11 protein-coding genes and 1 pseudogene are annotated in these 12,909 nt (G+C 66.6%); 10 read left to right on the forward strand and 2 right to left on the reverse strand.

What is annotated here, in order from left to right; translation table 11 throughout:
• The first annotated feature begins 53 nt into the window (after positions 1–53).
• The 9 genes and pseudogenes from G4G71_RS15890 to G4G71_RS30255 all read left to right on the forward strand — a co-directional run bounded on the left by G4G71_RS15890 (position 54) and on the right by G4G71_RS30255 (position 10,657).
• On the forward strand, positions 54–1,319 hold the full coding sequence (locus G4G71_RS15890) for a carbohydrate porin (protein ID WP_169939029.1): 1,266 nt from the start codon (positions 54–56) through the stop codon (positions 1,317–1,319).
• A 147-nt stretch (positions 1,320–1,466) separates the two neighbouring features.
• Entirely contained in the window at positions 1,467–1,799 is a 333-nt protein-coding gene (locus G4G71_RS15895; protein ID WP_054910576.1) for a DUF1508 domain-containing protein, read from the forward strand.
• A 343-nt stretch (positions 1,800–2,142) separates the two neighbouring features.
• The gene (locus G4G71_RS15900; protein ID WP_169939030.1) at positions 2,143–3,462 is read left to right on the forward strand and encodes an amino acid permease; all 1,320 of its coding nucleotides are present in this window, start codon (positions 2,143–2,145) and stop codon (positions 3,460–3,462) included.
• Positions 3,455–4,729, forward strand: coding sequence for an aspartate aminotransferase family protein (locus G4G71_RS15905; protein ID WP_169939031.1), 1,275 nt, complete (start codon positions 3,455–3,457; stop codon positions 4,727–4,729). The genes G4G71_RS15900 and G4G71_RS15905 overlap by 8 nt, the downstream gene beginning before the upstream one ends.
• A gap of 10 nt (positions 4,730–4,739) precedes the next feature.
• Positions 4,740–5,774, forward strand: a complete 1,035-nt coding sequence (locus G4G71_RS15910) for a phosphotransferase enzyme family protein (RefSeq protein WP_169939032.1) — start codon at positions 4,740–4,742, stop codon at positions 5,772–5,774.
• Between the two features lie 92 nt (positions 5,775–5,866).
• Complete coding sequence (locus G4G71_RS15915; protein WP_169939033.1) at positions 5,867–6,814, forward strand: helix-turn-helix domain-containing protein; 948 nt, start codon at positions 5,867–5,869, stop codon at positions 6,812–6,814.
• A gap of 357 nt (positions 6,815–7,171) precedes the next feature.
• Positions 7,172–8,512, forward strand: a complete 1,341-nt coding sequence (locus tag G4G71_RS15920) for an alginate export family protein (RefSeq protein ID WP_169939034.1) — start codon at positions 7,172–7,174, stop codon at positions 8,510–8,512.
• 1,182 nt (positions 8,513–9,694) lie between these two features.
• Positions 9,695–9,751: pseudogene (locus G4G71_RS30250) on the forward strand (hypothetical protein); the annotation flags it as partial.
• Positions 9,752–9,952: 201 nt separating this feature from the next.
• Positions 9,953–10,657, forward strand: coding sequence for a methyl-accepting chemotaxis protein (locus G4G71_RS30255; protein WP_420826017.1), 705 nt, complete (start codon positions 9,953–9,955; stop codon positions 10,655–10,657).
• A 1-nt stretch (position 10,658) separates the two neighbouring features.
• On the opposite strand, the gene G4G71_RS15930 is transcribed toward G4G71_RS30255, so the two are convergent.
• Positions 10,659–10,901 (reverse strand): DUF2790 domain-containing protein, encoded by a 243-nt coding sequence (locus G4G71_RS15930; protein WP_169939036.1) that lies wholly within the window; start codon positions 10,899–10,901, stop codon positions 10,659–10,661.
• Between the two features lie 261 nt (positions 10,902–11,162).
• Here G4G71_RS15930 and G4G71_RS15935 point away from each other — a divergent pair, with 261 nt between their 5' ends.
• Positions 11,163–12,125 (forward strand): GlxA family transcriptional regulator, encoded by a 963-nt coding sequence (locus G4G71_RS15935; RefSeq protein WP_169939037.1) that lies wholly within the window; start codon positions 11,163–11,165, stop codon positions 12,123–12,125.
• A 234-nt stretch (positions 12,126–12,359) separates the two neighbouring features.
• Here the strand turns inward: G4G71_RS15935 and G4G71_RS15940 are convergent, their stop codons facing one another.
• Complete coding sequence (locus G4G71_RS15940) at positions 12,360–12,821, reverse strand: Lrp/AsnC family transcriptional regulator (RefSeq protein ID WP_024762520.1); 462 nt, start codon at positions 12,819–12,821, stop codon at positions 12,360–12,362.
• Positions 12,822–12,909: the final 88 nt, after the last annotated feature.

The raw sequence follows: 12,909 nt of genomic DNA on the forward strand, positions 1-12,909 counted from the left end.
GGCGCGGCACACCCACCGCGCCTTTTTTATTCGCTTCAAGCTCAGGAAATTCCATGCGTACTTCCCTTCGCCTCACGCCCGGCCTGCTGCTGTGCGTCGCCTCGCTGCCTGCGCTGGCCGAAGAAGGCCTGCTCGAACGATCCACGATGACCGGCGACTGGGGCGGCCTGCGCCATCAGTTGGAAGAAGATGGCGTCAAGTTCACCGGCGACTACAGCGGCGAGACCGCGTACAACGCCCATGGCGGCCTGCACCGTTCCGCGCGCTACTCGCAGAACATCAAGCTGGGCGTGCAGTTCGACCTATCGAAACTCTACGGCCTGGACAACGGTGGCAAGGTCCAGCTGACCATCAACGACCGCCGCGGCAACAGCGCCTCGGAAGACCTGGTGGGAAACCGCCTGCCGGTCCAGGAAAACTACGGCGGCCTCTACACCCGGCTGACCGAGCTGAGCTACGAGCGCGAGCTGGGCCAGGCGGTGAACCTCAAGCTCGGCTACATGGCCATGGGCAATGACGTCGGCGGGCTGGACAGCGGCATCCTCTGCAACTTCATGAACGCCGGCTTCTGCGGCCACCCGCTGAACATGTCCGGCGGCAGCGGCTGGACCAACTACCCCAACGCGCACCTGGGCGCGCGAGTGAAGTACAGCTTCGCTCCGGACTGGCAGCTGCGCATCGCCGCCTTCAACGTCGACCCGGAAAGCAACGGCAACTCCAGCCGCGCCTGGCACCTCACACCCAAGCACACCACCGGCACCGTGGTGCCCATCGAGCTGGTCTACAAACTTCAGGGCGAATTGCCCGGTGAGTACAAACTGGGCTGGTACTACGACAGCTCCAACGTGCAGCGCATCGGTAGCAACAAGGAAGAACCCGGGCGCAGCGGCCACTACCTGCTGGTCGACCAGGCGGTGTGGAACGATCCGGCCTCCGAGGGCCGCAGCCTGCACCTGTTCGGCCAGGCCTCGGCCGCCAGCAGCGCCGCCTCGCCCTTCACCAAGTGGTATGGCGCGGGTGTCGTACTCTACAAGCCCTTCGAAGGCCGCCCGAAAGACAGCCTCGCGCTGGGTTACGGCCGCGCCGTACCCAACCCACGCAGCCGTGAACTGCAGGAGAACAACGCCCTCGCCAAAGGGCAGGGCTACCCGAACCTGGACAGCGGCGAACAGCTCATCGAGCTGAGCTACGGCTACCAGGCCACGCCCTGGCTGACCCTGCGCCCGGACCTGCAGTACGTCATCGAGCCGGGGGCCTTCTCCGGCCAGGACATCGACAACGCCCTGCTGCTCGGCCTGCAGGTGAAAGCCAGCTTCTGAAAAAAGCGATCCTGAGACAAATTGATACAGTAACCCCATGATTCATAGGACTTTTCCTATACAAATAGAACGCCCGTACTCCTAAACTGGCCTGTCACCCTGCGGGAACACCCGCAGGACGTTGACACCGGTTATATGGAGCTACACATGCCCGGTTGGTATGAAATCAAGGAACTCAGCAGCGGCAACCGTCGCGTTCTGCTCAAGAACACTGCCCACGGTACTCTGCTGGAAACTCTGGCCTACCCGACACAGGAGGCAGCCGAGCAGGCCATCAACAGCCTCCGCAGCTCCTGTGCGGCCGTCGAGCGCTACAAGCGCCAGATGTCCCCCGGCGGCAAGAATTTCTTCGTGATCCGCGATAACACCGGTGCAGAACTGCTGACCAGCAAGCTGTACGACTCCGAGGCCGCACGTGACCAGGCGATCGCAACGATCGCCCAGGCCGGCCTCAGCTCGGAGCTGCGTGCGCACGCCTGAGTGACGAGTGAATGAAAGAGCCCCGCGCAATGCGGGGCTTTTTTGTGGGCGACTGGTTTTGCGCATAGCCATCCCCCGCTGCGCCGAATCGGCCGGCAACGCCAGCGCCCGCGTCTTTGCGGAATTCTGATATCGCCCCACCCCGCCCCCTTCGTACCTTCTGCCTGCCCGGCGCATCCGACGCTGGGAGCGTGCAACCCACAAAACAACAAGAAGGGCCGCTCCATGACTCCACGCATCCAACCGTCGGCAATCGCCGGCGTCCTCCCTTGCCCGCTGCGCTCCGGCGCGCGCGGCTGACTGCCGTTCACCCCTCATCACTCACAGGCAAGGGACACTCAACATGCTCAAACAAGGCGTACTCCGCTGGCCCCAGATCGCCGGGCTCGGCATTTCACTGGTCATCGCCGGGCAGTTCTCCGGCTGGAATTACGGCCTGGCCAGTAGCGGCTGGGCCAACATGCTCGTCGCCACTTTGCTGATGGCCGTGCTCTGCGGCGGCCTGGCGCTGTGCGTATGCGAACTCTCCACCGCCCGGCCCCATGCCGGCGGCGTGTTCGCCTACGCGCAGCTGGCTTTCGGGCCCTTCGTCGGCTACCTGGTCGGCGCGGCGTGCGCGCTGGCGCTGACCATCGGTACCGGCGCTGCGGCCAACTTCCTCGCCGCCTATATGGAGTCGGTATTCGGCTTCGGCGGCTGGCCGGTGCGCATCGGCCTGTTCGCGGTGATCATCGGCATCCACATCATCGGCGTCGGCGAGGCCCTGGGTCTGACTCTGCTGGCCGGCGCCGTGGCAGCCATCGCCCTGCTGGCCTTCGGCGGCGCCATGCTGCCCCACGTGCACTGGGAAAACCTGCTGCCCACGGCTGGCAGCACCTTGCCGGGCGTGAGCGTCGCCGGCGTGTTCGCCTGCGTGCCGTTCGCCATCTGGATGTTCATCTGCCTGGAGCAGGTCGCCTCCGCTGCCGAGGAAGCCGCAGACCCCGGCCGCAGCATGCCGCGCGGGATCATCGCCGCTGTCGGTACCCTGCTGCTGACGGCCCTGACCGTGGTGATCAGCGCGCCGGGCGCCGCCGGCGTGGAAGTGGTCGGTAACGCCGGCGATCCGCTGTACGCCGCCATGACCCACGGCGGGCTGTACGGCGAGCGCGACTGGCTGCCGCTGCTGGTCGGTTCCGGCGCCGTGTGTGGCCTGCTGGCGACCTTCTTCTCGGTGGTGTTCTCCGCCTCCCGTCAGTTGTTCGCCCTGTCCCGCGACGGCTTCTTCCCCGCCGCGCTGGCTCGCACCAACCGCCGAGGCGCGCCCTACGTCGCCCTGCTGGTACTGACGCTGATCGGCCTGCCGCTGACCCTGGTGCCGCCGGAGAAACTCCTGCTGTGCATCGTCCTGCTGCTGGGCAGTTGCCACCTGGTGCTGTTCGCCGCGTACCTGCGCCTGCACCGCAGCCAGCCCGGCCTGGCCCGCCCGTTCCGCCTGCGCGGCGGCCCTGTGATTGCCAGCGTCGGCATGCTGCTGACCCTGGTGGTGATCGCCGCCTGCTTCCAGCTGGAAGTGGCCATGCTCAGCGCCCTGGCGCTGGTGGTCGCCGCACTGATCATCAACTACCTGCTGCGCGCTGCCACCCGCGCCGGCAAGCCCCTGGAGAATGTCGAGAATGTCTGAACCAACCCTGCTGCAACGCCGCCACCAGGTCATGGGCGATGCCTCGCCGCTGTTCTACGACGAGCCGCTGGAGCTGGTGAAAGGCGAAGGCGTCTGGCTCATCGACGCCAACGGCAAGCGCTACCTGGACTGCTACAACAACGTGCCCTGCGTCGGCCATTGCCACCCGAAAGTGGTCGCGGCCATGGCCGAGCAGGCGGCGACGCTGAACATTCATACCCGCTACCTCAACGAGCGTGTGGTGCGCTACGCCGAGAACCTCACCGCGACCTTCGCCGAGCCACTGGACAGCCTGATGTTCACCTGCACCGGCAGCGAGGCCAACGAGCTGGCCCTGCGCATGGCGCGCTTCGTCACCGGCAACAAGGGCGTGATCGTCAGCGACTACAACTATCACGGCAACACCACCTCGCTGGCGGCAGTGACCACGGCACTGCCCAGCTCCGAGCCCTTTTCGACCCATGCGCGGGCGGTGCCGATTCCCTGCCTGTATCAGGCAGACGGTGCGCCCGAGCAAGTCGCCGACCGCTACGTGGCCAAGGTCGCCGAAGCCATCGCCGAGCTGCAGGCCGCCGGCGTCGGACTGGCCGCGATGCTGATCGATACGCTGTTCGCCAACGAAGGTATTCCGCGCCTGCCGGTCGGCTACCTGGAGCGCGTGGCCAAGCTGGTGCGCGATGCAGGCGGCCTGCTGATCGCCGACGAGGTGCAATCGGGCTTCGCCCGCACCGGCGAGCACCTGTGGGGCCATCAGGCACACCCGTTCGTGCCGGACATCGTCACCCTCGGCAAACCCATGGGCAACGGCTTCCCCCTGGCCGGGCTGGTGACCTCGCGCGAGCGCGTCGAGACCTTCGGCCGCGCCAACCTGTACTTCAATACCTTCGGCGGCTCGCCAGTGGCCGCCGCCGTCGGCCAGGCAGTACTCGACGTGATCGCCGAGGAAGACCTGCAAGGCAACGCCCTGCGTCAGGGCGCGAAGCTCAGCGCCGAACTGCATCGCCTGGCCGAGCGCCATTCGATCATCGGCGACGTGCGCGGCAAGGGCCTGTTCTTCGCCGTGGAACTGGTGCGCGACCGCACCAGCCGCGAGCCGGCCGGGCTCGAAGCGCGGCGTATCGTCAACGCCATGCGTCAGCGCGGCGTGCTGATCAGCAAGATCGGTGGCGCCGACAACATCCTCAAGATCCGCCCGCCGCTGCCCTTCCAGGCCGAACACGGCGAGCTGTTCATCGACACCCTGGGCCAGGTCCTGAGCGAACTCTGAGGAATACTGCATGAACGACTTCCCGAAGGCCAATTTCGCCGCGCTCGACCACGACCAGCAAGTCGCCTGCCTGCGCGACCTGGCGCTGGATGCCCTGCGCCACTGGGACGGCGACTTCGTCGGCCTGGAACTGCTCAAGTACCGCGAGAACGCCGTGTTCTGCGCCACCCGCAGCGACGGCACGCGCAGCGCCCTGCGCGTGCACCGCGGCGGTTATCACAGCGAAGCGGCGCTGCGCTCCGAGCTGACCTGGATGGAGCAACTGGCCGCCGGCGGCATTGGCGTGCCGACCATCATCCGCACCCGCGACGGCGAGCACCTGGCCGAAGTGCGCAGCGCAGCGCTCGATGAGCCGCGCTACGTCGACATGCTTGGCTGGCTGTCCGGCAGCACATTGGGTTCGGCGGAACAGGGCCTGAGCGCCGACGGTGACATCGAGGCGCTGTTCCACAAGGCTGGCGCCGTGGCGGCGCGCATCCACCTGAATTCGGCCCAGTGGCGACAGCCCAACGAGTTCACCCGGCACGCCTGGGACGAAGAGGGATTGGTCGGCGCCAATCCGTTCTGGGGCCGTTTCTGGGAACTCGACCTGCTTGCCGACGATCAGCGCGAGCTGCTCCAGCGCGCCCGCCAGGAGGCGCGCATGGATTTGCGCCGCTACGGCCGCAGCCTGGGCAACTTCGGCATGATCCATGCCGACCTGGTGCCCGAGAACCTTCTGCTGGAGGCGGGCGAGCTGCAGCTGATCGACTTCGACGATGCCGGTTTCGGCTGGCACATGTTCGAGCTGGCCACGGCGCTGTACTTCTGCCAGGACGACCCGCGTCTGGCGCAGATCGAAGCCGCGCTGCTGGCCGGCTATCACTCGGTCAAGCCGCTCTCCGCCGCGGACCGCGCCGCCCTGCCGCTGTTCCTCGCCCTGCGTGGCACGACGTACCTGGGCTGGGTGCACACCCGACGCAACAGCCAGACCGCGAAGGAGCTGGCGCCGATGCTGATCGAGCGCGCCTGCGCCCTGGCCCGCGCCTACCTGGCGAGCCGCTGAATCTGGCAGAGCGCCACAAGCCCCTGGCGTGCAGGCACAATCCTGCACGCCAGCGCTGACCGATACTCGGCGCACAACCGAGGTGAACCGTCATGACCGGCATAGCCCGCCACCAGGCAACCGACTCCGATGAACTGGCCTGCGCCCTCGCGGGCTGGAGCCAGGACTACACCCAGCTCGGCCACGGCCGCCTGCAGGCGGAGCTGCTGCATGTGCAGTTGCCGGACGCCTCGCTGATCTACGAACACTCCAACCTGCACCTGCATGAGAACATGGCGCCGCCTGCCGGCCACCTGGTGATCGGCATTCCCCTGCGCGCCAGCGACGACTCGCGCTTCAACGGCCAGGCGCTGCACGACGACACCCTGCTGGTACTCGAAGGCGGCCGCGAGCTGGAAATCTGCGCCGTCGGGGAAATCCACATGCTCGGCCTGACCTTCAGCCAGCCGCAGCTGGAACGCCTGCTCGGTGCCGAGGAGCGCGAGCTGTTCGAGCGCGCACTGTCCGAGCGTCGCCTGCAACTCTCGCCCAGTGGCGCCGGCAACCTGCGGCGCAGCCTGTGCGGCGCCATCGCTTCCTTCGAAGAGGAGCCCTGGCGCACCGCCGACCCACAACAGGCCGGCCACGCCGTCGCCCGCGTGCTGAGCCATGTCCTGCAGGCGCTGGAGGAAATCCTCCCAGGCACCGCCCGCGATGGCGCGCCCCGTTCGCTGCCGCAGCATCGCCGGCTGGTGCTCGCGGCCATCGACCGCATGCAGGCGGACCTCGCCCAACCACTGTCGCTGCTGGAACTGAGCCAGAGCCTGAACACCAGCCAACGCACCCTGCAATACTGCTTCCGGCAGATCTGCCAGAGCACGCCGCAGCAGTTCTTCCTCAGCCTGCGCCTGGCCGAGGCGCGCCGCCGGCTCAAGCAGGAGCCGCAGCAGAGCATCACGAACCTGGCGCTGGACCTGGGCTTTGCCAGTTCCAGCCACTTTTCGACCCTGTACAAGCGGTTGTATGCAGAGCAGCCGTCGGTGATTTCAAGAGCGCGTTGAGGCTGCTGGAAGACGCTCGCACACCCTCTCCCCAGCCCTCTCCCTGAAGGGAGAGGGAGCCGCCCGTGCCAGCTGAAACCCAGGGGTCATCCTGCTTTGGGCAGCCGCACGGGGCCCGATTTTTCCGGCTGAAACTGCGGCGTCCGTTTGCTCTGACCGGTCCCCTCTCCCTTCAGGGAGAGGGTTAGGGAGAGGGGCCTTCGGCACGCGAGAGGATCACCGGTATCCAGCCAACCCATCTGGCAACCACACCCAATCACTTGGCAGACACACGCAACGGCACAACGCCAGCCCTTACTTAGCATCGGCAGAAGTCACATCCCCCCAATCGACAATAACGAAACGGATGCCTTCGCCATGACCCACGCCGCCGTGCTGCGCCCCACCCTGCTCGCCCTGCTCATCGCCGGCGCCAGCAGCTCCGCCAGCGCCTACCAGCTGTACGCCACCGACGACACGCACCTGAACGCCGATCTTTCAGCGACCTTCGGGCTATTCCACAGCCAGGAGCGCTACAACATGACCGGCACCCTGGATGAGGGCTCGTCCTCCTGGCAGGAAGGCTTCATCAAGTACGGCCTGAGCGGCGACCAGAAGTTGGGCGGCGCGGGCACCGCCTACGGAGCCTTCAACCTGCTCAGCTCCGGCACCTGGGGCGACGGCGACGCCGCCGGCTTCAGCGATGGCTCCGAGCGCACCACCAAGATCGAGGATGCCTACGCCGGCTGGCGCTCGGGCGGCCTGTTCCCGGTGTTGGGCGATGACGGCATCGACCTGTCCTTCGGCCGCCAGAACATCGTGGTCGGCGACGGCTTCCTGATCGACGGCGACGCCCTGAACATGGGCAAGGGCCTGGCCGATGGCGAGTACAACCGTGGCGGTGGCTACTACCTGGCTGCGCGGCGTGACTTCGACGAGACTGCCGTGCTGCGCATCGGCGGCAAGGAAGGCTGGCGTGGCGACCTGATGCGCCTCAAATCCGACAACCGCGCCCAGGCCAACTCCGAGCTGTACGTTGCCACCCTCGAGCACGTCGCTCCGGAAGCCACCTTCGGCCTGACCTACATCGACGTCACCGACGTTGACGAGCGCTACGCCTCGCCGATCCAGCTCGACCGCAAGGACATGAAGACCTACAGCCTGCGCGGCACCGGCAACGCCGGCGTGGAAAACCTGTTCCTCTCCGGCGAATATGCCTGGCAGGACAAGGACAATGCCCAGTACACCGACGACACCGCCAATGCCTGGTACCTGGAAGCCGGCTGGACCTTCTCCGACGTCACCTGGAAGCCCTACGTCAGCTACCGCTTCAGTCGCTTCTCCGAAGGTTACGACACGCTCTTCTACGGCTTCAGCCGTGGCTTCGGCACCTGGTTCCAGGGCGAGGTGGCAGGTAACTACTCCGGGCCGTTCAACAACAACACCCGCGTGCACAACGTCGGCGCCAAGGTCACCCCGCTGGAGAACCTCTCCATCGGCGCGCAGTTCTTCGACTTCCACACCCTGGATACCGACCTGGGCAACACCGACGGCCGCGAGCTGGACCTCTACGCCGAGTGGGCAATCAACGAGCACCTGGTGATCATCCCGCTGGTGGGCCTGTACCAGCCGAAGAAGAGCGCGGCCGAAGGCGGCACCCAGATCGGCAACGACAACAGCAACCTGTACAGCCAGCTGCTGTTCTCCACCACCTTCTGATCCAACGAAAGCGAGCTCGCCATGCCCAGCCTCCTGACTTCGATCCAGGGCCGTATCACCTGGCTGGCGGGCCTCTGCCTGATCCTTGTCGCCAGCGTCCTGATCGGCCTCTCGCTGTACCAGGCGCGGCAGGACAGTCGCATCATCCAGCACGACAGCGGCGAGCTGTTCGCCGTTGCCGCGCAACACAACCTGGAAACCCAGGGCCAGGTACAGGCCCTGCTGATCCGCGAACGCCTGCAGAACAACCTGCTGCTCGGCGAAGGCCTGCTGCGCACCGTGCAGACCCTGCGCGCGCAGCAGCGCCAGGGCGTCCTCGACCCTGCTGCGCTGCGCGCCGCGCTCAACCAGTCGATGGCCGAAGCCCTCGGCGCGCACCCGGAGCTGCTCGGCCTGTTCCTGGTGTTCCAGCCCGATGCGCTGGACGCCGCCGACCACCAGTTCACCTCCCGTGAAGACCTGGGCAGCAACGAAACCGGCCGCTTCGCGCTCTATCTGCTGCAGAACGGCAAACACACCCAGCGGGTAATCGGCACCGAACAGGTGCTCGGCGACACCACGCCCGGCCCCAGCGGCCAGCCGTACAACGCCTTCTTCACCTGCTCCACCGGGCACGCCCGCCCCTGTGTGCTCGACCCCTATTTCGACGAAGCCTCCGGCCAGCGCCGGCTGGTCACCAGCGTCACCCTGCCCTTGCTGGAAAACGGCAAGGCGATTGCCGCCATCGGCTTCGACATCGACCTCGCCACCCTCCAGCAAAGCAGCGTGGACGGCAGCCGCAGCCTGTTCGACGGCCAGGGTCGTATCCGCATTCTGAGCCCCAACGGGCTGGTCGCCAGCGACAGCGGCGATGCGTCGAAGCTGGGGCAGAAGTTCGACGACAAGGCCATGCTCGCCGAGATCGCCGCCGGCCGTTCGCAATCCAGCGATGACGGCGAATCCATCAGCGTGCTGCACAGCCTTGCACCAGTGCCCGATGCCGCGCCCTGGGGCATCCTGCTCAGCGTACCGCGCGCGGTGATGCTCGCCCCGGCAGAGCGCCTCAAGGGCACGCTGGACGACCTGCGCTGGCGCAGTACCGCACTGGAGATCGGCATTGGTATCGCCGCCGGCCTGCTCGGCATGCTGCTGGTGGCGCTCACCGCGCTGGGCATCAGCCGGCCGATCCTGCGCCTGGCGCGAATGCTCGAAGACATCGCCGATGGTGAAGGCGACCTGACCCGCCGCCTCGACTACCCGCGCCGCGACGAACTGGGCCGCCTCGCCACCGCCTTCAACCGCTTCCTCGACAAGCTGCAACCGAGCATCGCCGCCGTGCAGTCAGCGACCCGCGAAGCCCATGCCACAGCCGACCGCTCCGCGCAGATCGCCCGGCAGACCAGCGACGGCATGCAGCAGCAGTTCCGCGAAATCGACCAGGTCGCCACCGCGCTGCACGAGATGTCTGCCACCGCGCAGGATTCGGCGCGCAGTGCCGCTCGCGCCGCCGAAGCCGCGCGCACCGCGGAGCAGGCCTGCGATGACGGCTTCCGCACCCTCGACGCGACCAACAGCGGCATCGACCTGCTGGCCAGCGGCATGCACCAGGCTATGGCCGAACTGCAACAACTGGCAGCGAGCAACGAGCAGATCGGTTCGATCCTGGAAGTCATCTGCGGCATCGCCGCGCAGACCAACCTCCTCGCCCTCAACGCCGCCATTGAAGCGGCGCGCGCGGGCGATGCCGGGCGCGGCTTCGCAGTGGTCGCTGACGAGGTGCGCGGGCTGGCCCGGCGCACCCAGGAGTCCGTGGAGGAAATCCGCGAGGTGATCGAGAACCTGCAGGCGCGCGGCCACTCGGTGACCAGCGCGATGCAGGGCAGCTTCGCCCAGGCCCAGGGCAACGTCGATCAGGCACGCCAGGCCATCGACGCGCTGCGGCGCATCGGCGAGGCGGTGAACCTGATCAGCGAGATGAACCTGCAGATCGCCAGCGCGGCAGAAGAACAGAGCAGCGTCGCCGAGGAGATCAACCGCAACATCGCCGGCATCCGCGACGTCACCCAGACCATTTCCGATCACGCACAGCAGGCCGCCGGCGCCAGTCGTTCGCTGAACGAACTGGCCAGCCGGCAGCAGGGATTGGTGGAGCAGTTCCGCGCCTGACTCAGATGTCGCTGCAGCGCGGGGTCTGGCGCAGGTATTTGAGGGTGTGCTGCTGGCCCTGGGAGTCCAGATAGACCATGGTGGCCTGGCTGACTTCGCAGCGCTCGTTGGGTTGGCTGATGCTTAGCACCTTGGCCACGTCCAGCGGCATGCCGTAGTGGTAGACGGCCGCATCATCGGCAAAGGCAGTGAAGGACAGCAGCAGGGCGGGGACGGCGAATAGCACGCTAAGGGTGGATTTCATGGCAGGAACCTCAGGGATCACGCGGGTCGCGTCGATCGTGGCCCACTGCCATAAATCTAGCTGATGAGACTCTTCCTACACAGACCGACTTCGACAACGGATTTCTTCAATTCACGCAACAATATTGCCTTGCGGGCGTACCCCTGGCTGTGATTGTGACGCCCTCCGTTGCCAGAATGGCAGCATTCGTTCCCATCGGCCGATTGCAGCCAGGCCGCTCCGCCGCAAGAATGAACGCCATCGATCGGATCGGGAGACACCATGAAACGCGTGGCCATGCTGCTGTTCCCCGGCGTGCAGGCGCTGGATGTTTCCGGGCCGCTGGATGTATTCGCCGAGGCCAATGCCTTCGTGCCTGCCGGCCAGGGTTATCAGGTGGTGACTCTCGCCGCGCAGCCCTTCCCCTTGCGCGCCTCCAACGGCCAGCTGCTGGGGGCGGATTCCGCCATCGACCAGGGTGACGGCGCGGCCGATATCCTGTTGGTGCCGGGCGGCCCGACACTGCCTGAGGACTCACCGCCAGCGGAGTTGCTGGACTGGCTGCGCACGGCCTGCGCCAAGGCGCCGCGCTACGGGTCGATCTGCACCGGCGCCTTCCTGCTTGGCCACGCCGGGCTGCTGGACGGCAAGCGCGTGACGACGCACTGGAGCGACGCCCGGCGACTGGCGGAGTTGTTCCCTCTGGCGCAGGTCGAGCCGGATCGAATCCACGTCCGCGATGGCGCGCTGGTGACCTCGGCGGGCGTCACGGCGGGCATCGATCTCGCGCTGGCGCTGGTGGCGGAGGATCACGGCGCGGCGGTGGCGCTGTCCGTTGCGAAGCGCCTGCTGGTGGTCGCCCAGCGCCAGGGCGGGCAATCGCAGTTCAGCCCCTTCCTGCAGGCGCCGGCGGACGAGGCTTCGCCAGTGGCACGCATCCAGCGCTATGTGCAGGAGCATCTGGATCAGCCGCTGGGCGTGCCGCAACTGGCTGCGGAAGTGGCAATGAGCCCGCGCAGCTTCGCCCGCATCTTCGTCCGCGATGCGGGGGTGACGCCGGCAGAGTTCGTCCAGCGTGCCCGCATCGACGCAGCCCGCGGATTACTCGAAGGCAGTGATCTTGCGTTGAAGGTGATCGCCTGGCGCTGCGGTTTCGGCAGCCCGGCGCGGATGCGCCTGGTGTTCGTACAGCGCCTGGGCGTGACGTCGACGCAGTATCGCGAGCAGTTCCGCCGCAACGGCTGATGCGCAGGTCCGTGACGCTCTTCGTAGGAGCGAGCTTGCTCGCGAACCGCGCTCCGCCGATGTTTCAGTGCCTGCGGCGAGCCATCGCGGACGGAGTCCGCTCCTACGCCCGGCGGGAGGGGTGCTGGCTGCTGTAGGAGCGGATTCATCCGCGATCGGGTCGAAGTAATGCCGGGCCGCAGGTTCGCGAGCAAGAACCAGGCGTCCCCCTCGCTCCTACACCGAGGTATCCGGCTAGATCGGCGGCGCCGACCGCAGCATCACCGATTTCAGCGCAAAGGCCGACTTGATCCCCGCCACGCCGGGAATCTGCGTCAGCGTATTGGTCAGGAACAGCTGGTAGGCCGACAGGTCCTTCACCACCACCCGCAGCATGTAGTCGGCGTCGCCGGTCATCTGGAAGCAGCTCATCACCTGCGGCGCCTGGACGATGCGTTCTTCGAACCGGGCGAGGTAGTCGCCGGTCTGTTTTTCCAGGGACACCGAGACGAACACACTCATGCCGCCGGACAGGCGCTCCTCGTCGAGCCGGGCGAAATAGCCCTGGATGTAGTGCTCCTCCTCCAGACGGCGGACCCGGCGCAGCGTCGGGGTCAGCGACAGGCCGATGTTCTGCGCCAGATCGCGCCAGGACAGGCGGCCATCGTCGGCCAGGGCGCGGAGGATTTTCAGGTCGGTGCGGTCGAGATCAGCCATTTTCTGTCGTACTACTCAGTGCTGTTTTTATAGTGCAAACACACTAATCCGTAAGCTCTGAGCTAGTCAATTTGGAGCAAAAAACCAA

Origin of the sequence: Pseudomonas multiresinivorans, from assembly GCF_012971725.1 — a bacterium.
GTDB lineage: Bacteria > Pseudomonadota > Gammaproteobacteria > Pseudomonadales > Pseudomonadaceae > Pseudomonas > Pseudomonas multiresinivorans.

Excerpts from the sequence above, each read along its gene's own strand:
- G4G71_RS15940 (WP_024762520.1), bottom strand. The coding sequence starts at position 12,821 with ATGGCTGATCTCGACCGCACCGACCTGAAAATCCTCCGCGCCCTGGCC.
- G4G71_RS15910 (WP_169939032.1), top strand. The coding sequence starts at position 4,740 with ATGAACGACTTCCCGAAGGCCAATTTCGCCGCGCTCGACCACGACCAG.
- G4G71_RS15930 (WP_169939036.1), bottom strand. The coding sequence starts at position 10,901 with ATGAAATCCACCCTTAGCGTGCTATTCGCCGTCCCCGCCCTGCTGCTG.
- G4G71_RS15900 (WP_169939030.1), top strand. The coding sequence starts at position 2,143 with ATGCTCAAACAAGGCGTACTCCGCTGGCCCCAGATCGCCGGGCTCGGC.
- G4G71_RS15895 (WP_054910576.1), top strand. The coding sequence starts at position 1,467 with ATGCCCGGTTGGTATGAAATCAAGGAACTCAGCAGCGGCAACCGTCGC.
- G4G71_RS15905 (WP_169939031.1), top strand. The coding sequence starts at position 3,455 with ATGTCTGAACCAACCCTGCTGCAACGCCGCCACCAGGTCATGGGCGAT.
- G4G71_RS15935 (WP_169939037.1), top strand. The coding sequence starts at position 11,163 with ATGAAACGCGTGGCCATGCTGCTGTTCCCCGGCGTGCAGGCGCTGGAT.
- G4G71_RS15920 (WP_169939034.1), top strand. The coding sequence starts at position 7,172 with ATGACCCACGCCGCCGTGCTGCGCCCCACCCTGCTCGCCCTGCTCATC.
- G4G71_RS30255 (WP_420826017.1), top strand. The coding sequence starts at position 9,953 with ATGTCTGCCACCGCGCAGGATTCGGCGCGCAGTGCCGCTCGCGCCGCC.
- G4G71_RS15890 (WP_169939029.1), top strand. The coding sequence starts at position 54 with ATGCGTACTTCCCTTCGCCTCACGCCCGGCCTGCTGCTGTGCGTCGCC.
- G4G71_RS15915 (WP_169939033.1), top strand. The coding sequence starts at position 5,867 with ATGACCGGCATAGCCCGCCACCAGGCAACCGACTCCGATGAACTGGCC.